The sequence below is a fragment of the Paracoccus sp. (in: a-proteobacteria) genome (genome assembly GCF_030538495.1).
Taxonomy (GTDB): domain Bacteria; phylum Pseudomonadota; class Alphaproteobacteria; order Rhodobacterales; family Rhodobacteraceae; genus Paracoccus.
In genome coordinates this window covers 207,448-228,094 of record NZ_JAUNTW010000006.1, presented here as the reverse complement: position 1 = coordinate 228,094, position 20,647 = coordinate 207,448, and the positions used below count along the sequence as shown (strand labels likewise).

General features: G+C 63.9%; 20 protein-coding genes, 1 tRNA gene and 1 pseudogene. 9 read left to right on the top strand and 13 right to left on the bottom strand.

Annotation, left to right across the window (positions count from 1 at the left end; genetic code table 11):
* The first annotated feature begins 78 nt into the window (after window positions 1-78).
* Window positions 79-155: transfer RNA gene (locus tag Q4G20_RS07995), tRNA-Asp, on the top strand.
* Window positions 156-166: 11 nt separating this feature from the next.
* Here Q4G20_RS07995 and Q4G20_RS07990 read toward each other — a convergent pair.
* Entirely contained in the window at window positions 167-448 is a 282-nt protein-coding gene (locus Q4G20_RS07990; protein ID WP_303342890.1) for a hypothetical protein, read from the bottom strand.
* A gap of 155 nt (window positions 449-603) precedes the next feature.
* Between Q4G20_RS07990 and Q4G20_RS07985 the strand changes: the two genes are divergently transcribed.
* Window positions 604-1,869, top strand: coding sequence for a glutamate-5-semialdehyde dehydrogenase (locus Q4G20_RS07985; RefSeq protein ID WP_303342889.1), 1,266 nt, complete (start codon window positions 604-606; stop codon window positions 1,867-1,869).
* Between the two features lie 253 nt (window positions 1,870-2,122).
* A pseudogene (locus Q4G20_RS07980) lies at window positions 2,123-3,285 on the top strand (GNAT family N-acetyltransferase).
* Here Q4G20_RS07980 and Q4G20_RS07975 read toward each other — a convergent pair.
* From Q4G20_RS07975 to Q4G20_RS07965, 3 genes are read right to left on the bottom strand one after another with little or no spacing between them, the layout of a single operon-like run.
* Window positions 3,282-3,932: an alpha/beta hydrolase gene (locus Q4G20_RS07975; protein WP_303342888.1), complete on the bottom strand. Its 651-nt coding sequence runs from the start codon at window positions 3,930-3,932 to the stop codon at window positions 3,282-3,284. The pseudogene Q4G20_RS07980 and the gene Q4G20_RS07975 sit on opposite strands and share 4 nt — an antisense overlap.
* Window positions 3,929-4,558 (bottom strand): DNA-3-methyladenine glycosylase, encoded by a 630-nt coding sequence (locus Q4G20_RS07970; RefSeq protein ID WP_303342887.1) that lies wholly within the window; start codon window positions 4,556-4,558, stop codon window positions 3,929-3,931. Before Q4G20_RS07970 ends, Q4G20_RS07975 begins: the two co-directional genes overlap by 4 nt.
* Entirely contained in the window at window positions 4,551-5,174 is a 624-nt protein-coding gene (locus Q4G20_RS07965) for a GntR family transcriptional regulator (protein WP_303342886.1), read from the bottom strand. Before Q4G20_RS07965 ends, Q4G20_RS07970 begins: the two co-directional genes overlap by 8 nt.
* 64 nt (window positions 5,175-5,238) lie before the next feature.
* Between Q4G20_RS07965 and Q4G20_RS07960 the strand changes: the two genes are divergently transcribed.
* The 4 genes from Q4G20_RS07960 to ilvD all read left to right on the top strand — a co-directional run bounded on the left by Q4G20_RS07960 (window position 5,239) and on the right by ilvD (window position 9,250).
* Window positions 5,239-5,919 carry a pyrimidine 5'-nucleotidase gene (locus Q4G20_RS07960; RefSeq protein WP_303342885.1) on the top strand — a complete coding sequence of 227 codons (681 nt, stop codon included), beginning with the start codon at window positions 5,239-5,241 and terminating at the stop codon, window positions 5,917-5,919.
* Between the two features lie 37 nt (window positions 5,920-5,956).
* The gene (locus Q4G20_RS07955; RefSeq protein ID WP_303342884.1) at window positions 5,957-6,139 is read left to right on the top strand and encodes a hypothetical protein; all 183 of its coding nucleotides are present in this window, start codon (window positions 5,957-5,959) and stop codon (window positions 6,137-6,139) included.
* 5 nt (window positions 6,140-6,144) lie between these two features.
* Window positions 6,145-7,338 (top strand): UbiH/UbiF family hydroxylase, encoded by a 1,194-nt coding sequence (locus Q4G20_RS07950; protein WP_303342883.1) that lies wholly within the window; start codon window positions 6,145-6,147, stop codon window positions 7,336-7,338.
* Window positions 7,339-7,408: 70 nt separating this feature from the next.
* Window positions 7,409-9,250: a dihydroxy-acid dehydratase gene (ilvD, locus tag Q4G20_RS07945; RefSeq protein WP_303342882.1), complete on the top strand. Its 1,842-nt coding sequence runs from the start codon at window positions 7,409-7,411 to the stop codon at window positions 9,248-9,250.
* Here ilvD and Q4G20_RS07940 read toward each other — a convergent pair.
* Both Q4G20_RS07940 and Q4G20_RS07935 read right to left on the bottom strand, forming a co-directional pair.
* Window positions 9,247-9,705: an Lrp/AsnC family transcriptional regulator gene (locus Q4G20_RS07940; RefSeq protein WP_303342881.1), complete on the bottom strand. Its 459-nt coding sequence runs from the start codon at window positions 9,703-9,705 to the stop codon at window positions 9,247-9,249. The two genes, ilvD and Q4G20_RS07940, sit on opposite strands and share 4 nt — an antisense overlap.
* Window positions 9,702-10,157: an Lrp/AsnC family transcriptional regulator gene (locus tag Q4G20_RS07935; RefSeq protein WP_303342903.1), complete on the bottom strand. Its 456-nt coding sequence runs from the start codon at window positions 10,155-10,157 to the stop codon at window positions 9,702-9,704. The genes Q4G20_RS07940 and Q4G20_RS07935 overlap by 4 nt, the downstream gene beginning before the upstream one ends.
* A gap of 126 nt (window positions 10,158-10,283) precedes the next feature.
* On the opposite strand from Q4G20_RS07935, the gene ilvC reads away from it, so the two are divergent.
* Entirely contained in the window at window positions 10,284-11,306 is a 1,023-nt protein-coding gene (ilvC, locus tag Q4G20_RS07930) for a ketol-acid reductoisomerase (RefSeq protein WP_303342880.1), read from the top strand.
* Window positions 11,307-11,339: 33 nt separating this feature from the next.
* Here the strand turns inward: ilvC and Q4G20_RS07925 are convergent, their stop codons facing one another.
* A complete protein-coding gene (locus Q4G20_RS07925) occupies window positions 11,340-11,810 on the bottom strand; it encodes a YbaK/EbsC family protein (RefSeq protein ID WP_303342879.1) in 471 nt (156 codons plus the stop codon).
* A gap of 65 nt (window positions 11,811-11,875) precedes the next feature.
* Here Q4G20_RS07925 and Q4G20_RS07920 point away from each other — a divergent pair, with 65 nt between their 5' ends.
* On the top strand, window positions 11,876-12,205 hold the full coding sequence (locus tag Q4G20_RS07920; RefSeq protein WP_303342878.1) for a hypothetical protein: 330 nt from the start codon (window positions 11,876-11,878) through the stop codon (window positions 12,203-12,205).
* A 101-nt stretch (window positions 12,206-12,306) separates the two neighbouring features.
* On the opposite strand, the gene Q4G20_RS07915 is transcribed toward Q4G20_RS07920, so the two are convergent.
* The 6 genes from Q4G20_RS07915 to Q4G20_RS07890 all read right to left on the bottom strand — a co-directional run bounded on the left by Q4G20_RS07915 (window position 12,307) and on the right by Q4G20_RS07890 (window position 20,424).
* Window positions 12,307-13,425: a YcjF family protein gene (locus tag Q4G20_RS07915; protein WP_303342902.1), complete on the bottom strand. Its 1,119-nt coding sequence runs from the start codon at window positions 13,423-13,425 to the stop codon at window positions 12,307-12,309.
* A gap of 5 nt (window positions 13,426-13,430) precedes the next feature.
* On the bottom strand, window positions 13,431-14,801 hold the full coding sequence (locus Q4G20_RS07910; protein ID WP_303342877.1) for a YcjX family protein: 1,371 nt from the start codon (window positions 14,799-14,801) through the stop codon (window positions 13,431-13,433).
* A 263-nt stretch (window positions 14,802-15,064) separates the two neighbouring features.
* Entirely contained in the window at window positions 15,065-15,964 is a 900-nt protein-coding gene (locus Q4G20_RS07905; RefSeq protein WP_303342876.1) for an ABC transporter permease, read from the bottom strand.
* Entirely contained in the window at window positions 15,957-16,964 is a 1,008-nt protein-coding gene (locus Q4G20_RS07900) for an ABC transporter permease (RefSeq protein WP_303342875.1), read from the bottom strand. Before Q4G20_RS07900 ends, Q4G20_RS07905 begins: the two co-directional genes overlap by 8 nt.
* A 4-nt stretch (window positions 16,965-16,968) precedes the next feature.
* Entirely contained in the window at window positions 16,969-18,663 is a 1,695-nt protein-coding gene (locus Q4G20_RS07895) for a peptide ABC transporter substrate-binding protein (RefSeq protein WP_303342874.1), read from the bottom strand.
* Between the two features lie 60 nt (window positions 18,664-18,723).
* A complete protein-coding gene (locus tag Q4G20_RS07890) occupies window positions 18,724-20,424 on the bottom strand; it encodes a peptide ABC transporter substrate-binding protein (RefSeq protein ID WP_303342873.1) in 1,701 nt (566 codons plus the stop codon).
* Window positions 20,425-20,647 lie beyond the last annotated feature (223 nt).

Here is a 20,647-nt window from a genome sequence, read left to right as displayed (position 1 = left end):
CGGCCTGTCACGCCGGGGGTCGCGGGTTCGAGCCCCGTCAACCGCGCCATCACCAGAACGAAATTCGCCACAAAATGCGCGGTTGTAGCTCAGTTGGTTAGAGTACCGGCCTGTCACGCCGGGGGTCGCGGGTTCGAGCCCCGTCAACCGCGCCATTTTCCCCTTTTCAGTGATCGTCCGGCGGCAATGGCCCGCGAAACCGGCCCATCTGCTTTACCACGCGCCCCCGGTCATCGGTCTGGACCTGTTCGGCGCTGTAATGCGTCCATGCGCCATCCGTCTGATGCAGGGTCAGGTTGATGTGTTCGCGCCTTTTCTGCGGTTTGCGGCGTGGCGGCATTAACAGCGTGACCAGCCCCGACACTGCCAGCAGAAACCCAACCGCGACCATCGGCCCGATCCATGCGCTGTCATGCGGCACCGTGGCCAGCATCGCGGTGCCGATCACGGCTCAGATTGTCCCCGCGATTTTGCCCCAGATGGGCGACAGATCAGTCATCGGCATATCCCCCATTCCAGACCAAGCGCCCCCGAATGTCACGCAACGACATATTGCCTTTGACCCCCGCGCCATGATACAAAACTGCCAAACGGGGGGCGGACATGTTGGATCATCAGGATGCAGGCGCGTTGATTGCGCAGATGGGGCGGGACGCGCAGCAGGCGGCTGTGGTCCTGCGCACGGCCTCGGCCGAACGCAAACATGCGGCGCTGATCGGGGCGGCCTATGCGCTTGCCGACCGCACCGATGCGATTCTGGCCGCAAATGCGCGCGATCTGGAACTGGCCCGCGACAAAGGGCTGACGGATGCCATGCTGGACCGGCTGGCGCTGAACCCCGACCGGCTGCGCGGGATTCAGGACGGGTTGCGCGCGATTGCCGAACAGCCCGATCCGGTCGGGCAGGTGATCACCGAATGGGACCGCCCCAACGGCCTGCATATTCAGCGCGTGCGCACCCCCATTGGCGTGATCGGCGTGATTTACGAAAGCCGTCCGAATGTGACGGCGGATGCGGGGGCCTTGGCGCTGAAATCCGGCAATGCGGTGATTTTGCGCGGCGGATCCGAAAGCCTGCATTCCAGTGCCGCGATTCACGACTGCATGGTCGCGGGGCTGCGCGCGGCCAATCTGCCGGAAACCGCGATCCAGATGGTCCCGACCCGAGACCGCGCCGCCGTCACCGCCATGCTGACCGCGCAGGGGCTGATCGACGTCATCATCCCGCGCGGCGGCAAAGGGCTGGTCAGTCTGGTGCAGGAACAGGCCCGCGTGCCGGTTTTCGCGCATCTGGACGGGATTTGTCACATCTATGCCGATGCTGACGCCGATCTGGACAAGGCGCGCCGGGTGGTGCTGAACGCAAAAACGCGGCGCACGGGGGTGTGCGGCGCGGCGGAATGTCTGCTGATCGACCGAGGCTTTTACGCGCGTCACGGCGCGGTCCTGATTGACGATCTGCTGGCGGCCGGTGTGCAGGTGCGCGCCGATGGGGAACTGGCGCAGATCCCCGGCACGACGCCCGCCAATCCCGATGATTTCGGGCGCGAATTTCTGGACAGCATCATCGCCGCGCGGCTGGTGGACGGGGTGGACGGGGCGATCGACCACATCCGCCGCCACAGCAGCCAGCACACCGAATCCATCCTGACCGAAAACGACGCAACCGCCGCGCGCTTCTTCAACGGGCTGGACAGCGCGATCCTGATGCGCAACGCCTCGACCCAATTCGCGGATGGGGGCGAATTCGGCATGGGCGCGGAAATCGGCATCGCCACCGGCAAAATGCACGCCCGTGGCCCGGTGGGGGCGGAACAATTGACCAGCTTCAAATATCTGGTCACCGGCAACGGCACGATCCGCCCCTAACGCGCCGCTCAGCCTAACGCACGGCCCGCCCCTTTGGGGCGAGCTGGCGGCTGGCACCCACTCGCCTGCCCCTTCCTGCGGCGCACCCCTCTTGGGACGTGCAGGGGGCGCCCCCCTGCACACCGGCCTCAGCGCCGCCCGCCGTCCTCTTGCTTCCCCCCCCCGCCCTTTCATCTTGGCTTAAATATCCCGGGGGTCCGGGGGCTGGCCCCCGGCGCTCTCCGCCCAAAGCCCCCCTTCCTTTCCGCCCGTTATGTCCTATCTTGGCGCTATGTCACCGCTGACCCTGACCACGCACGCCGCCATTGACCAGATCCCCGCAGGGGTCTGGGACGCCTTAACCGACGGCAACCCCTTCACAACGCATCGTTTTCTGGCGGCACTGGAATCGTCAGGGTCGGTCGGGCCGGGGACGGGGTGGCAGGCGCTGCATATCACGCTGGAACAGGACGGGCAGATCGTCGGTGCCGCGCCGGTCTATGCCAAGGGTCACAGTCAGGGCGAATATATTTTCGATCACGCCTGGGGCAGGCTTATGCGCGGGCGGGGGGCGATTATTACCCGAAACTGCAATGCGCGGTGCCGTTTACGCCCGCCACCGGGGCGCGGCTCTTGGCGCGGGATGACGATACGCGGGCGGCTTTGCTGGCGGGGCTGATGCAGGTGGCGGGCCATGTGGGGGCGTCGGGCGCGCATGTGACGTTCTGCACCGAAACCGAATCCGACATCGGCGCGCAGGTGGGGTTTCTGCCGCGCGTGACGCAGCAATATCATTGGCTGAACGATGGTTACGGCTGCTATGACGATTTTCTGGCCGCGCTGTCATCGCGCAAACGCAAAGACCTGCGCAAAGAACGCGCGCGGGCGCAGTCCTTTGGCGGAGCGATCCGGCATCTGCGCGGCGATGATCTGAAGCCCCATCACTGGGACGCGTTCTGGTCGTTTTATCAGGACACCGGCGCGCGCAAATGGGGGCAGCCCTATCTGACGCGGGCGTTCTTTGACGCGCTGCATGATACGATGCGGGATGATGTGGTGCTGGTTCTGGCCGAACAGGACGGGGTGCCGATTGCGGGGGCGCTGAACTTTCTGGGGCCGGATGCGATTTATGGCCGGTATTGGGGCTGCGTTCAGGACCACGCGTTTTTGCATTTTGAACTGTGTTACCATCAGGCCATCGACCACGCGATTGCCCACGGCCTGACCCGCGTCGAAGCCGGCGCGCAGGGCGAACACAAACTGGCGCGCGGTTATCGCGCGGTGCCGATCCATTCGCTGCATTGGGTGCAGGATGCGGGGTTTTTGCGCGCTCTGTCGGATTATCTGGATCAGGAACGGGATGCCGTGGGCGATGAAATCACCGCCCTTGCCGATTGGACCCCGTTCCGGCGTGGGCCGGTTAATGGGGCCGGTTAACCCAGACGGTCGCGGATAAAGGCCAGTGCCACCGACAGCCCGTCAGGCGAAATGCCGTGGCCGGTTCCCTTCATCACATGGCCGTAAACGTCGAACCCTGCGTCCTGCAACGCCTGACCGGCCAGATTCATATCGGCAAAGGGGACCATGTCATCCTGATCGCCGTGAATCAGCATGACCGGCGGTTTGACGCGCGCTTCATCGGCCAACAGCTCTGGCACCAGCAGGCGACCTGAAAAGCCCACCACCCCGGCAACCGCCTGATCGCGGCGCGGCGCGATATGCAGCGACATCATCGTGCCTTGGGAAAAGCCGACCAGAACCAGACGGTCGGCGCTGATGGCTTCGTCCGTCAGGACCTGATCCAGAAACGCGTTCACGGCGTCCACCGACACGGCCATGGATGCGCGGGCCTGATCCTCGGTTGATCCGTCCAGCCACGGGATCGGGAACCACTGATAGCCCATCGGATTGTTGGCGCAGCGTTCCGGCGCGTTTGGGGCATAGAACGCCGTCGTCGGCAGATGCGGGGCCAGCGGGTCGGCCAGACCCAGCAGATCGGCCCCATCCGCGCCATATCCGTGCAGGAACACCACGACCGAATCGGCGGTTTTCGGGCCTTTGCGTGGCGATGTTAAGGCGGTCATGTTATTCCCTCGCGTCCTTTTGCATGTCGGTAATAGGCCCACAGCCCCCGCGCCGCAACCGCGCGCCATGGCGCCCAAGGGTCAGCCAGACGCCGCAGCACGGCAGGGGTGGGGCGGGCGTCCAGATCATACAGCATCCGCGCCGATTCCTGTAACGCCAGATCGGCGGCGGGCAGCACATCGGGGCGGCCCAGCGCAAACATCAGATAGATTTCGGCGGTCCAGACGCCGATACCGGGCAGCGCGGTCAGCGTCGCAATCGCCTGATCGTCGGGCAGGGCGCGCAACCCGTCCCAGTCGATCCCGGCATCGGCCACGGCGCGCAGATACCGCGCCTTGCCGCGCGACAGCCCCGCCGCGCGCAGGTCGTCATCACCTGCCGCGCGGATGGCGGATTCGGTGGTCAGGTTCGCGGCCTCCATCCGGGCGCGGATCGCGGCGGCGGCGGCCACGGAAATCTGTTGCCCGACAATCGCGGACAGGATCGCGCCGAACCCGTCCGGGCTGCGCCGCAGCGGCAGAGGCGACAAATCCGGCAGCACCCGCGCCCAGACCGGACAGACCCGCACCAGATGCGCCACCCCCGCCGCAATATCGGCGTCGGTGTCGATGCGGGCGTCAGCCACCGGCCCGCGCCTCCAGCTTCAGCCGCGTTTCCCATGCCATCGAGATATGCGCCCGCAGCGCCTGATCGGCGGCGGCTCCGTCACCGGCGGCGATCGCGTCCACGATGCGGGCGTGTTCGTCGATGGTGGTGGCACCGCGCCCTTCGGCCGACAGGGATGTGCGCGCCATCAGGGCCATGGTCCGATGCACCAGATCCAGTTGCTGCACCAGATAACGGTTATGCGACGCCAGATGGATTTGCCGGTGAAAGCGTTTATTGGCGCGGGCCAAAGCCTGAGGGTCGTTTTGGGCGCGGCGGTCGTCATCCACCATTTGCGCCAGAACGCGGACTTCTTCCGGGGTGGCGTGGCGGGCGGCCAGACGCGCGGCCAAAGCCTCAAGTTCTGCCCGCACGGTATAGAGTTCGGCCAGTTGGTTGTGATCCAGCGATGCCACGATCAGGCTGCGCCCGTCGCGCACCAGCATGGCCTGCGTTTCCAGCCGTTGCAGCGCCTCGCGCACGGGGGTGCGGGACACGCCGAACCGTTCCGCCAGTTCGGATTCGACCAGACGGTCGCCGGGGCGATAGGTGCCGGATTCAATCGCGGCCAAAATCAGGGAATAGGCGTCTTTCATCCCGCCACGATCCGCCGCGCGCGCCCGAATTGCAACCCGCCTCGCGCCGCGCTACGACAGAGGCATGGATTTTTCGCATGTCACCGTCTGGATTTTTGATCTGGATAACACTCTGTATCCCCCCGAAACCGCGCTGTTTCCCCAGATCGAAGCGCGAATGACGGATTATGTCATGGACCTGCTGGGCGTGGATCGCGCCCATGCCGACCATTTGCGGGCGGAATACTGGCGCCAGCATGGCACCACGCTGGCCGGGTTGATGGCGCAGCATCAGATTGATGCGGGCGATTATCTGGCGCGGGTGCATGACATTGATTTTGGCGCGCTGCGGCCCGATCCGGCGTTGAACGACGCGATCGCCGCCCTGCCGGGGCGCAAGATCGTTCACACCAATGCCGATGCGGGCTATGCGGGGCAGGTGCTGGCGCGGCGCGGGGTGTCGGGGTTTGACGGGGTGTATGGCATTGCGGAAACGGGGTTTCATCCAAAACCGGACGCCCGCGCCTATGACGCGGTGCTGGCTGCGGCAGACATCGACCCAACCCATGCCGCGTTTTTCGAAGATGACCCCCGCAATCTGATTGTGCCGGACGTCATGGGGATGCGCACGGTGCTGGTCGGGCCGGGGCGGCATGGGCCGGACGCGCTGCCCGTCGGCACGCAGCACGGGGCGCATGTGCAATTCCAGACCGATGACCTGACGGCGTTTCTGCGCGCCATTGTCGCAGGGCGGCACGGCGGCTAAACTGTTACGCAGAACGCGCCCGCATAAGGAACCGATCATGACCGACGAAAATTATGAAAGCCCGACCCTGATTCGCAACATCTTCGCCGCGCTGTTGGTGGTGGTGCTGCTGGTGGTGGCGGTGTTTGCCGTCTTTGGCCTGCCGGGTCTGGGGATTTTGGGAATGGCCCTGACGCTGGTGGTGTTTGGCGTGCTGTTGCTGTTCACCGCCGGAAACTGACCCCGATGCACGGGGTCGAGGATGTCGATATTCTGGTGTCCGGCGGCGGGATCGCCGGGCTGATCGCGGCGGCGGCATTCGGCGCGCAGGGGTTTTCGACCCTGTGTGTGGACCCTGCGCCGCCGGTCACGGACGAATCCGCCGCCGGGTCGGATTTGCGGACCACGGCCTTTCTGACCCCATCGGTTGATCTGCTGGACCGGATCGGGTTGTGGGACCGGCTGGCCGGTCACGCCACGCCCTTGCAGATCATGCGCATTGTCGATGCAGGCGGGGCGGAACCCCGCGCCCGGCTGACCCGCGATTTCGACGCATCCGAATTGGGCGACCAGCCCTTTGGGTGGAACTTGCCGAACTGGCTCTTGCGGCGGGAAATCGCGGCGCGGCTGGATCAGTTGCAAACCGTGCGGTTTCAACCCGGCACCGGCACGGCGGCGGTTCTGGCCCGCGACGAAGGCGCGATTGTCACCCTGACCGATGGCCGCCGCATAAGGGCGCGTCTGCTGGTCGCCGCTGACGGGCGCGATTCGCCGGTGCGTCAGGCATTGGGCATCGGGGTGCGGACGTTCCGGTATGGGCAAAAGGCATTGGCCTTTGCCGTCACGCATGAGTTTCCGCATAACAATGTCTCGACCGAAATTCACCGATCCGGCGGGCCGTTCACGCTGGTGCCGCTGCCGGATCGGGACGGGAGGCCATCGTCCGCCGTGGTGTGGATGGAAAGCGGCGCGAATGTCGCGCGTCTGGCCGCGCTGTCACGCGATGATTTCAACGCCGAACTGAATGCGCGGTCGGCGGGCGTTCTGGGCCGGCTGGAACAGGCCACCCGCCTGACGCAATGGCCGATCATCAGCCAGATCGCCGACCGCTACAGCGGCCCCCGCACCGCCCTGATGGCCGAGGCCGCGCATGTCCTGCCCCCCATTGGCGCGCAGGGGCTGAATATGTCGCTGGCCGATCTGGCCGCGCTGTTGGACCTGTCGCGCGACAATCCCGGCAGCGCCGAATCGCTGGACCGTTACAACCGCACCCGCCGCCCCGAAAGCATGGCGCGCATTATCGGCATCGACGCGCTGAACCGCGCCAGCCAGATGGGCGCGCGCCCGCTGCGGGATTTGCGCGCGGCGGGGTTGGGGGCGCTTTATGGCATCGCTCCGGTGCGGCGGCTGATGATGCGGGCGGGATTGGGCGTGCGGTGATCTTGGGAATGTTCATTGCCGCCAACGGGTGCTAAACGCAACATAAGTAAGCCAAGCCCCGGAGGAAACCATGCCCGCTTATCGTTCCCGCACAACCACCCATGGCCGCAATATGGCTGGCGCGCGCGGCCTGTGGCGGGCAACCGGCGTCAAGGACAGCGATTTTGGCAAGCCGATCATTGCCATCGTCAACAGCTTTACCCAATTCGTGCCGGGGCATGTCCATCTGAAGGATCTGGGCCAGATGGTCGCCCGCGAGGTGGAATCCGCGGGCGGCATCGCCAAGGAATTCAACACCATTGCCGTGGATGACGGCATCGCCATGGGCCATGACGGGATGCTGTATTCGCTGCCGTCGCGCGAAATCATCGCGGATTCGGTGGAATATATGGTTAACGCCCATTGCGCCGATGCCATGGTCTGCATCAGCAATTGCGACAAAATCACCCCCGGCATGTTGATGGCGGCGCTGCGTCTGAACATCCCCGTCGTGTTCGTGTCCGGCGGCCCGATGGAGGCGGGCAAGGTCGTGCTGCAAGACGGCACGAATAAACCGCTGGATCTGGTCGATGCGATGATCGCCGCCGCCGATGACAGCGTATCAGACGCCGATGTGCAGGCGATTGAACAGGCGGCCTGCCCGACCTGCGGGTCGTGTTCGGGCATGTTCACCGCCAATTCGATGAACTGTTTGACCGAGGCGCTTGGCCTGTCTCTGCCCGGCAACGGGTCCACGCTGGCCACCCATGCCGACCGCAAGCAGTTGTTTTTGCAGGCGGGCCGTCTGGTCGTCGATCTGGCGCGGCGGTATTATGAAAACGACGACGCCAGCGTTCTGCCTCGGTCGATTGCGACGATGGCGGCGTTTGAAAACGCGATGACGCTGGACATTGCCATGGGCGGATCAACGAACACCGTGCTGCATCTGCTGGCCGCTGCGCATGAAGCGGGCGTGGATTTCACCATGTCCGACATCGACCGCCTGTCGCGTCAGGTGCCGGTTCTGTGCAAAGTCGCCCCCGCCAAGGCCGATGTGCATATGGAGGATATTCACCGCGCCGGTGGCATTATGGCGATCTTGGGCGAATTGGACCGTGCCGGTTTGCTGAAAACCGATGTTGGCACGGTTCACGCCGAAACCATGGCGCACGCACTGGATCGGTGGGACATTGCGCGCACCAATTCGCCCGAGGTCCATGATTTCTTTCGCGCGGCGCCGGGGGGCGTGCCGACGCAAACCGCCTTTTCGCAGGATCGGCGCTATGACTCGGTCGATCTGGACCGGCAGAGCGGCGTGATCCGGTCGGCGGATCATGCGTTTTCGACCGATGGCGGGCTGGCGGTGCTGTATGGCAATCTGGCCCTTGATGGGTGCATCGTGAAAACGGCGGGCGTGGACGAATCCATCCTGACGTTTGAAGGCCCGGCCCATATTTTCGAAAGCCAAGATGACGCTGTGTCGGGCATCCTGACCGGCAAGGTCACGGCGGGGCAGGTCGTTCTGATCCGTTACGAAGGGCCACGCGGCGGGCCGGGGATGCAGGAAATGCTGTATCCGACCAGCTATCTGAAATCCAAAGGGCTGGGCAAAGATTGCGCGCTTGTCACCGATGGCCGGTTTTCGGGCGGATCATCGGGGCTGTCGATTGGCCATGTGTCGCCCGAAGCCGCCGAAGGTGGCCTGATCGGGCTGGTGCAGCAGGGCGACACCATCCGCATCGACATTCCGAACCGCGTGATCGAATTGGTGGTGCCGGATGACGAACTGACCGCGCGTCGCGCGGCCCAAGACGCCGCCGGGTGGAAGCCCGCGAAACCTCGCAAACGTCAGGTCAGCACCGCGCTGCGCGCCTATGCCGCGATGACGACCAGTGCCGCGCGCGGTGCCGTGCGGATCATTCCGGGCGATTAACCTAACGGGCCGGGGCGGCGTTCTTCGGACAGCATGACGTTCGCTTCGACCTGACCGACGCCGGGCAGGGTCATGATCCGCCGGCGCAGGATGCGTTCAAAGTCGGAAATGTCGCGGGCGGTGATGCGCAGGCGGTAATCAAACTGGCCCAGCACATGCTGGACCAGTTGCACTTCGGGAATGGCGGTGATGGCGCGTTCGAAATCATCCAGACTGGTGCGGCCCTTGGCGGCCAGCCGGATGCCCAGAAACACCGTCACGCCAAACCCTAACGCGGCGGTGTCCAGCACCACCCGCCGCCCCGCGATGACGCCCTGATCGCTCAGCCGTTTGATCCGCCGCCACGCCGCAGGCTGGCCAATCCCGACCGCGCGCCCGATTTCCGCGGCGCTTAACGTGGCATCCCCCGCCAACAGCCGCAGAATCGCCAGATCGGTGGCGTCTGGCCCGGTCACAGCGCCAGCTCTGTGCTGTCTTTGATCGTGGACACCAGCATCAGCGCGTCAATATCCGCAATATGGGGCAGGGTCAGGATGCGTTCGCGATACACCTGCTGCCAATGCGCCATATCGCGCGCCACCACCGACACGCGCCAGTCAACGCTGCCCAAAAAAGATTGAATTTCCGTGACTTCGGGAACCTGACGCACCGCGTCCTGAAATTCGTCGAACGCACGCGGGTTGGTTTTGTCCAATGTGAAGCGCAGGGACACCTCAACCTCCCACCCCAAAGCGCGCCAATTGATGCGGGTTTGCTGCGCGCGGATCACGCCCGCCTGCGTCATCCGGTCCAGCCGCCGCCACAGGCTGGCCTGCGTCACCCCCGCCCGTTCCGCCAGCACAGCGGTTGCGGCATCGGGTTCCGCCAAAAGCTGACGAAGTATGCGACGATCGGTGCTGTCCGGTATGAAATCCATATTTTTACGCATAACAGGGCATGATCATTTCACACAAGGCGCAATTTTTGTGATAATTGCACTTTTCTGCGCTGCGGCGCGCGTTATAGTCATGTCAGCAAATGGAAGGATGCTGAGATGCGCGTTTATTACGACCGCGATTGCGACGTGAACCTGATCAAAGATAAAAAAGTGGCGATTCTGGGCTATGGCAGCCAAGGCCACGCCCATGCGCTGAACCTGCGCGATTCGGGCGCAAAAAATGTCGTCGTGGCGCTGCGCGACGGCAGCCCGTCCAAAGCCAAGGCCGAGGGTGAGGGCCTGAAGGTCATGGAGATCGCCGAAGCCGCGAAATGGGCCGATGTGATCATGTTCACCATGCCCGACGAATTGCAGGCGGAAACCTATAAAAAATACGTCCATGACAATCTGCGCGAAGGTGCGGCGATTGCATTCGCCCATGGTCTGAACGTGCATTTCGGGCTGATCGAACCGAAACCCGGCGTTGACGTCATCATGATGGCGCCCAAAGGTCCGGGCCACACCGTGCGCGGCGAATACACCAAAGGCGGCGGCGTTCCCTGTCTGGTCGCGGTCCATCAGGACGCCACGGGCAAGGCCATGGATATTGCGCTGTCTTATTGTTCGGCCATTGGCGGCGGGCGTTCGGGCATCATCGAAACCAATTTCCGCGAAGAATGTGAAACCGATCTGTTCGGCGAACAGGCGGTTCTGTGCGGCGGTCTGGTGGAACTGATCCGCATGGGTTTCGAAACGCTGGTCGAGGCTGGGTATGAACCCGAAATGGCCTATTTCGAATGTCTGCACGAAGTGAAGCTGATCGTTGACCTGATTTATGAAGGCGGCATCGCCAACATGAACTATTCCATCAGCAACACCGCGGAATATGGCGAATATGTCAGCGGCCCGCGCATCCTACCCTATGACGAAACCAAGGCGCGGATGAAGGCGGTTCTGACCGATATTCAAACCGGCAAATTCGTGCGCGACTTTATGCAGGAAAATGCCGTCGGCCAGCCGTCCTTCAAGGCGACGCGCCGCATCAATGACGAACATCAGATCGAACAGGTCGGTGCGAAACTGCGCGAAATGATGCCGTGGATTTCCAAAGGTAAAATGGTCGATAAGGCCCGCAACTGATCCAGAAAAGCCCGGGCATAAACCCGGGCTTTTTTATGCGGTAAAATCGGCGAGTGTCGCGCCGGTCAGGGCCAGCAGCCGATCCGGCGCAATCGCGAAAATATGGCGCGGCGTGCCAGCCGCCGCCCAGACGGTCGGAAAATCCAGCAAACGCGGATCGAAAAACGCCGTTACCGGGCGCAGATGCCCCACCGGCGCGACGCCGCCAATGGCAAAGCCGGTTTCCGCGCGGATCAGCGCCGCATCCGCCCGGCCCAATTCCTGACCCGCAACCGCCGCCGCGCGGCCTGCGTCCACGCGATTGCCGCCTGCGGTCAGAAACAACACGACATGGCCGGACGCCTGCCCCTGAAAAATGATCGACTTGGCGATCTGATCCAAGGCGCACCCGGCCTGATCGGCGGCCTCTTGCGCGGTGCGGGTGCTGCCCGGCATTTCCAACACCTGCACATCCGCGCCCGCATCCTGCAACGCCGCGCGCACGCGGGCTAAACTTTTGCTCATGGCTCCCCCATCTCTTGCGGGGGACAGCCTAACCCCCTATCCCCACCCGTAAAAGAGAGGACGCGATGAAGGTTTTCACGCTTGTTGTTGAACTGGGCCGGCGCGAGGGCGACGGCCTGCCCGATGGCGCAACCGGGGCCGGTCTGGTCTGCTATGCCGCCGGCAAGGATGAGGCCGAGGCCGTGCGCGAAACCGTCGCCATCCTGAAACAGGCCGATATGGCGCCGCTGGACGTGACCGGATATGGCACGCTGGACGAACGCATCGCCGAAGGCCACGACATCGACGCCGACGAACGCGCGCTGATGGACCGCGCACTGGCCGAAAACGCGGTGATCATCGCGCAGATGCAACCCTATTTCGGGGATCAGCCCGATGACGGGATGCTGCACTGACGCCCAGATACTGCACTGATTATCTTCTGTGCGAAAATATCCCACGGGGGTCCGGGGGTGTGAAACCCCCGGGCAGCTCTCCACACGAAAGCAACGCCGACTCAACGCGCGCGGTCGTCGCTGCCAAACAACCCCGCCAGCCCCCGACTGACCAGATTTTTCACCTTTGGCCGGGGTTGCGCGATAAAGGGCAGAGGGCGGCACACCTCGATCGCGGCGATGCCGACGCGGGCGGTTAACGCGCCGTTCACGATGCCTTCGCCAAAGCGGCGGCTGACCTTGGACAGCACGCCGCCGCCCGCCACGGTGCTGATCAGATCATCGGCGGCCCCGACCGCGCCGGTCGCGACCAGATGCGTGATGACCGTGCGCGCCAGCCGCCAGCCCCCCACAGCCCCCGCGCGCCCGCCATAGATTTCGGCCATGCGCCGGATCATCCGCAGATTGGCCGCCAGTGCCGCGATCACATCGGCCAGTGCCAGCGGAACCAGCGCCGTAACGGCGGCAACGCTGCGGGCGGCGGCTTCGACCTCGCGCCGGGCCTGGTCGTCCAGGGGGGCCAGCATTTCGGTTTCCGCCAGTGTCAGCAGCGTGCGCGCATCCAATGCGTCATCCATGCGGTCGGTCAGCCGCTGGCGGTGCCAGTCCAATTCGGGCCGCCCGGCATAGAGCCGCGCCAGATCATCCGCGACCCGGCGCGCCTGCCCCAGATCATCATCGGCCAATGCCGCCGCCGCCTGACGCTGCACGGTTTCGACGCGGGCAAAGCGCCGCCACGCCAGAAATTCGCGCAATGCCATGCCCAGACCCGCCAGCACAAACAGCGCCAGCAGCACAACCGCGACCCAGCCCAACAGCGGACAGGCCATCATCAGCCCGGTGACAAAGTTCCACGCCGCGACCGTCAGCAGAAACGCAAACAGCGCCGCGCCCGATTGCAGGAACAGCCGCGTCAGGCGCGACGGACGCCGCCCGACCAGCCGCGTGACCATCTGCATGGTGCGCGGCTGCGGCAGGGCGCTGTCGGGGGCGTCGATGGGCGCGGCGTCGGCGGGGTTCGGGATGTCGGCGGTGTCGGCGTGAACCGGGCCGCGCCGGGGGGCGTTCGGTTCGGGGCGATGCGGTTCAGGTCCGCGCCGGGGCGGATCGTCGCGGATAGGTTCGGGGCGGTCGTCGATGGGGATGATGACCGGGCCGCGCGGCCTCGGGGCGTTTGGGATGTCGGTCACAGGCGGTCTCCGATCAGGAACTCGGCGGCGCGGTCCAGCCGGATATGCGGCGGGCCGTCACCCGGGCGCAGCGTCAGGGGTGCGGGCTGAAAATTCATCACGCCATAATCCTGATCCAGCCAGCGATCCGCCCCATCCCGTGCCGGATGCAGCAGAACCGACGGCTCCGCCGGCAAATCCCCGGCATAGAACGCCGCCTGCCGCCCGTCGCGCAACCGTCCGCGCACGGCGGGCAGGTCGTCGCCGTTCTGGCGGATCACATCTTCGGTCGTGGTGCGCAGGGCGGCAATGGCCATAGCCTCGGTCCGCGCGCCGGAAAAATCGGCGCGGTCGCGGGCCTCGCGCAGCATAGCGGTCAGGATCGCCGTTAACCGAGGATGCTGTTCGTGATGCAGATAATCGGCCTTGGTCGCGGCAAACAGGATGCGTTCCACGCGCCGCGTCCCCAGCAATTGCGACAGCCAGCCCAGACGACCGGGGCGAAACGCGGTCAGAATATCGGCCATGGCGCGGCGGGTGTCCTCGGTCGCGCGGGGGCCTTGGTGAATGGCGCCCAGCACATCGACCAACACCACCTGCCGGTCAATGCGCGCGAAATGGTCGCGGAAAAACGGCCGCACCACCCGCGATTTATAGGCGTCAAAGCGGCGGCGGAATTCGCGCCCCAGCGGGCTGTCCAGCATCGGCGGCGGCAGCGGCGCAAAGGTCAGCGCGGGCGATCCGGCCAATTCGCCGGGGATCAAAAACCGCCCCGGCGTGCAATCGGCCCAGCCCGCATCCCGCGCCGCAATCAGATGGGTGGTATAGGTCTCGGCCAGCCCCTGCGCCAGCGGCTCGGTCATCGCGGCATCGGTCGGCAGCCCGGACAGAGCCGCCAGAAACGCATCCGCCCCCGGACGCCCCGGCAACCGCGACAGGGTTTCCGCCGACCAATCGTCAAAGGATTTCTCCATCAGGCGCAGGTCCAGCAGCCATTCGCCCGGATAATCGACAATATCCAAATGCAGCGTGCGCGCGCCCGTCAGCCCCGACAGCATCCCCCCGGTTTCCAGCCGCATCGACAGGCGCAACTGGCTGACATGGCGGGTTCCTTCGGGCCAAAACGGGGTGGGGCCGGTCAGCGCGGCCAGATGGCGTTCGTAATCAAAGCGCGGGATCGTGTCATCGGGCTGCGGTTGCAGCCACACCGCGCGCAGCCGCCCATTCGCCGCCGCGTGCAGCGCGGGCATCCGGCCCCGGTCCAGCAGATTGGCGACCAGAGACGTAATAAACACCGTCTTGCCCGCGCGTGTCAGCCCGGTGACGCCCAGCCGCACGACCGGATCGCCCAGCCCGATCCCCGATAACAATGTCGCGCCCAGCCCCATCTGCCGCCCTTTACCTGCTCATCCGCCCTCTACTTAGGCGAAGGCGAACCCGGTTTCCACGCAGACCGACAGCTTTTTCATCTTGGCGCAAATATCCCGGGGTGAGACGGATCAGGAAAAGGCCAGCGAACCTTTCCCCATCGAATGCCCCCTCGCGGCGCGGGCTGGACCGCTCACCAACCGCGAACCGGCGTCTCTTTCATCTTGGCACAAATATCCCGGGGGTCCGGGGGCTGGCCCCCGGCTTGACGGCTGGCCCCCGGCTACCGCCCCCGAATACGCGGGTCCATGGCATCCCGCAAACCATCCCCGATGTAATTCACACACAACACCGTCAGCGAAATCATCACGCCGGGAAAGATCACCCGCCACGGATACAGAACCATCTGGTCAATGGCATCAAACAGCAACCGCCCCCAGGTCGGGAAATCCGGCGGGAAGCCCAAGCCCAGAAAGGACAGCGCCGATTCGGTGATGATGGCGGTGGCAATGCCCAGCGTGGCGGCGACCATGATCGGCGACAGCACATTCGGCAGAATATGGCGCAGGATCATGCGCATGGGCGGCGTGCCGATGGACCGCGCGGCCAGAATAAATTCGCGTTCCTTGACGCCCAGAACCTCGCCCCGGACGATGCGAGCGGCCTGCATCCAGCTGGTCGCGCCAATCGCAGACACGATCAGCAAAAACATCCCCAACCCGGTGCCAAAGTTCTTGGACAACGGATCGCGAAACAGCGTCACCATCAACAGCAGCAGCGGCAACAGAGGCAGCGCCAGAAACAGTTCCGTCATCCGCATCAAGGGCGCATCCAGCCGCCGGAAATAGCCCGACAAAATCCCGATGGCGCTGCCCAGAACAATGGCGATGACCATGGCGGTCAGGCCCACGGCAATGGACACCTGCCCCCCGGCCATCAGCCGCGCCAGCAGATCGCGGCCCAGATGATCGGTGCCTAACGGATGGGCCAGACTAAAGCCCTGATTGCGCGCGCGGATGTTTACATAGGTCGGGTCCAGCGTCCACAACAGCGGCCCGACTGACACAAAAAGGATGATCCCCACGAACAGAACCAGCGCAATCATCGCGCCCCGGCTGCGGCGGAACTGGCGCCAGATATCGGCCCATTGGCTGCGGTTTTCAGGTGCGGCGGCGTCAGTCATAGCGAATCCGGGGGTCAAGGATGCCATACAGGATGTCCGCAATCAGCGTGAACACCACAATCAGAATGGCAAAGATAAAGGTCAGCGTCAGCACCATCGGAATGTCATTGGCGTGGATGGACGAGATCAGCAACTGGCCCAGCCCGTTCACCTTGAACACCTGTTCGGTGATGATCGCGCCGCCAAACACCGCCGGCAGGCCCAGCGCAATGACGGTGATCACCGGGATCAGGCTGTTGCGCAGAACGTGTTTCAGCACGACTTTGCGTTCGGACAGACCCTTAGCGCGGGCGGTGCGGACGTAATCCTGCGACAGGTTGTTCAGCATGGATGCCCGCATATAGCGGCTGATCTGCGCGGCGTTATACAGCGCCAGCACCGTGACCGGCATCACCATCTGCCGCGCCTGCGCCAGAAAACTGTCCCAATCGCGCACCACCAGCGTGGTGTTATAGACCGACGGAAACCACTGCAAATTGACCGCGAAAATAATGATCAGCAGCACGCCGGTGAAAAACGTGGGCATCGAAAAGCCGATCATCGAAATGAACGTGCCGATCTGATCGAACCACGAATATTGTTTATAGGCCGAGATAATCCCAATCGGCAGCGCAATCAGGATCCCCACGATATAGGACAGCCCCACCACCGTCAGAGTCTGCGGCAGACGCTGCGCGATCACGTCAAACACCGGGCTGCGCGACTGAAAGCTGATGATCCGCTGCATCCCGTCGGCAAAGCCGGTGCCGGTGGCGCGGTCGAACCAATACAGCGGCTCGACCCAGAAAAACTGTTTCAGCCACAGGACATAGCGGACGGGCCATGGCTCACCCAGACCTAATGCGGCGCGCATCCGTTCGCGCACCTCGGGGGGGACGGTCAGCGGCACATCGGCCAAAGGATCGCCCGGCGACATTTCCAACAGCAGGAAAATCACCAGCGAAATGAACAGCAGCGTCGGAATCGCCAACAACAGCCGGCGGATGATAAAATTCAGCATAGAGTTATTCCGAACGGTGCCAGGTTTCGATATTCCACAGGTCACTTTCCCACGCGTTCGGGACCACACCCACCAGCGAATTGGTATGCGCCGACACCATGCCGCGATGCACCAGCGGGATCAGGATGTTGGTGTCTTTGGTCGGTATGTCTTGCAGGCGTTTGACCAACTCGGCGCGTTCGGCCCGTCCGGCGGTCTGGCGCAGTTCCGCCACACCCGCATCGTAATCCGCGTCACAGAATCGGGCAAAGTTGTTGCCCTGCCACTGGTTGTCCGGGCTGGGGATGCGCGCGCAGGTCAGATTGGTCATATACGCTTCGGGGTCGGGGTTATCAAAGCTGTTGGTATACATCTGCACATCGGCGAACAGCTTCTGGATCGTGTCCGGGCTGGCCGGATCGCCGCCGAAAAACACGCTGCCATCCACGACCTTTAATTCGGCATGAACGCCGATTTCGGACCACCATTGTTTGACCAAGGCCTGAATATCCTGACGCACCGCATTGGCCGAGGTTTGGAACACCACCGACAACCGCACTCCGTCGCGCGCGCGGATGCCGTCGCCCCCGCGCGTCCATCCCGCCTGATCCAGCAGAGCGTTCGCGCCCTCGATGTCCTGGGTCAGACAGGCGGTGTTGTCAGAGACAAAATCCGCAGGCGCGGGAACGATGTTGCAGGTCGCCCGCCCCGCCATACCGTAGCCGATTTCCACCAGCAAATCGCGGTCAATCGCCATGGACAGCGCCTGACGCACCGCCGGATCGGTCAGAAACGGGTGGGGATGGGCCAGCGTGGACCGTTCGGCGCCAAGGTCTGACGATGGGTCGGTCTGGTTCAGTTCGATCCGTTCCACCATGGTGCCAAAGCTGGCAAAGGTTTTGCCGCGCCCCGCTGATTCCATTTGCGCCAGCGTCTCGGGCGCGATCATCAGGTTCCAGCCGAAATCAAATTCGCCGGTCTCCAGAACGGCGCGCGCCGCCCCGGACGGATCGCCGCCGCCTTTGACCAGAACGCGGTCAAAGGCAGGCAAAGCCGGGTCGCGGTAATGCGGATTGGCGGCAAAGGTTGCCACGTCATTGGGCCGGAAATCGGTCACGACAAACGGCCCCGTGCCGATGGGGGCAAAGTTCTGCGCCGTGCAGGCCGCGCCCGCCGGGCCGATGCAGCCGTCAAACTGCGCCGCCTGCAACACCGGCACGCGCGATCCGACAAAGGCTTGATAAGGCGCGAATTTCGGCGCGTCGAAATGGATGCGGACGGTCAGGTCGTCGATCACCTCGACCGACGAGATGCCTTGGAACCGGGCCAGAACGGCGCAGCCAAACCCCGGCGCCATGCAATAATCGGCGGTGAATTTCACATCCTGTGCGGTCACGGCGCTGCCATCGGACCAGACCAGATCGGGGCGCAGAGTCCATGTGATCGACTGATGGTCGGGCGCAATGCCGCCATTGTCCAGCGTCGGAATGCTGGCCGCCAGACGCGGCACCAGATTGCCGTCACCATCCAGACCCGCCAGCGGTTCCAGTGCCAGCGAAGCCGGGTCCACATCCTTGCCCGACGTGGACAGATACGGGTTCAGCGTCGATGCCGCTTGCCAGTAGATGATCCGCAATTCGCCGTCGCTGCCGCGTTCGGCATAGGCTGCGGTGGCGGCAATCGCGATTGCGGTGCCGGTCAAAAGGCTGCGGCGGATCATGGAGCGTTTCCTTGATGTCAGGGTGACGGCCCCCGTCGCGAAACGGGGGCCGATAGGGGCTTACTTAATGCGGTGCCAATCGGCGATGTTCCACATTTCCGAATCCCACGCGTTCAGCGCAACCCCGCCCAAGCTGTTGGCATGGGCCGACGCCGTCCCGCGATAGACCAGCGGAATGATCGCGTTGCTGTCTTTGGTCAGCATATCATTCAACTGCCGCCCAAGCGCCGCGCGTTCGTCGGCGTCATAGGTGGTATCCATTTCGGTCATCAGCCGGTCAAATTCCGGGTCGCAATAGCGGCTGACATTTTCGCCCTGCCACTGGTTTGCGGGGCTGGCGATGTTGGCGCAGGTGTATTTGCCCAGATACGGCGCGGGGTTCGTGCCGGCAAAGTTATCCGCATACATCTGCACATCGGCATAGAATTTTTGCAGCGTGTCGGGCGACCCCGGATCGCTGCCGAAATAGACCGACGCGTCAATCGCTTTCAATTCGGTCTCAACGCCGATTTCCGACCACCACTGTTTGATCAGCGCCTGAAAATCCTGACGCACGGCGTTGACGGATGTCTGGTAAACCATCTTCAACGGCACGCCGTCTTTTTCGCGGATGCCGTTTGCGCCTTTGACCCAACCGGCCTCATCCAGCAGGGCGTTCGCGCCGTCAATGTCCTGGGTCAGACAGTCGGTGTTGTCCGACGCCCAGGCCGCAGGCGCGGGGACATAGTTGCAGACCGGCTGACCCGCCGGGCCATAGCCGATTTCGACCAGCAATTCGCGGTCAATGGCCATGGACAGCGCCTGACGCACCGCCGGATCGGACAGGAAGGGGTGCGGATGCGCGGTCGTCGACCGTTCCCCTTCGGGCCAGGACGATGACGGGTCGGTCAGGTTCACATGGATGCGTTCCACCAGACTGCCGAATGCGGCGCTGACTTTGCCGCGGCCTGCGGCCTCCATCCCGGCGATGACATCGGGGGCCAGCTGGGTGTTCCACGCATAGTCAAATTCGCCGGTTTCCAGAACCGACCGCGCGGCGCCTGCGGCATCGCCGCCACCTTTGACCAGAACGGTGGCAAAGGCGGGCTTGGCCGGGTCGCGATATTCGGGGTTCGCTTCCAACGAAATGCTGTCATTGGTCAGAAAACGCGTGACCTTAAACGCGCCGGTGCCGATGGGGTTAAAGTTCTGATCGGTGCAGGTCGGCGCGGCCTCGCCCTTGCAGTTTTCGAACTGCGCCTTTTGCAGGATCGGCGATTCATAGGTGACAAAGGCCGAATACGGATCCGGGCGCGGCCCGGTAAAGGTGATGCGCACGGTCAGCGGATCGATGGCCTCGATCGACTGCACGCCTTCGAATTTGGCCATGCGCGAACAGCCGCCCGCTTCGTCCATGCAATATTCGCCGGTGAACACAACGTCATCGGCGGTCACATCGCTGCCGTCGGACCATTTCAGCCCCTCTTTCAGCTTCCAGGTGATGCTGGTGTAGTCCTCGGCCACGCCGCCATTTTCGACGGTGGGGATGTCGGCGGCCAGACGGGCAAAGATATTGCCATCGGGATCATAGCTGGCCAGCGGTTCCAGAACCAGACTGCCCGCCAGCGTTTCCTTGGTCCCGCCCGACAGATAGGGGTTCATCAATGACGGCGCTTGCCACAAAATCAGGCTCAGCTGGCCATCACTGCCGCGTTCGGCAAAGGCGGCGGGGGCCAAGGCCAGCGATGCGGCGGCGCCCATCAGAACGGTTTTCAGATTCATCACACTCTCCTGTTGGTGTCGGTCGCGGGGTTTTTGATCTGCGATCTGCGCCGCACCCCGCGGCTTGGATGACAGTTTCAATCCAGACCCGCCGCAAAGGCAAGCCCCCTTATCGCGGCCCCCCCCCTGTCGCCCCCCTGTCGGATGCGCGCCGCCCCTGCCGCTTCTTCTGTGCAAAAATACTCACGGCGAGACCGCGCGGCCGGGCGGAACGCTGCGGGGA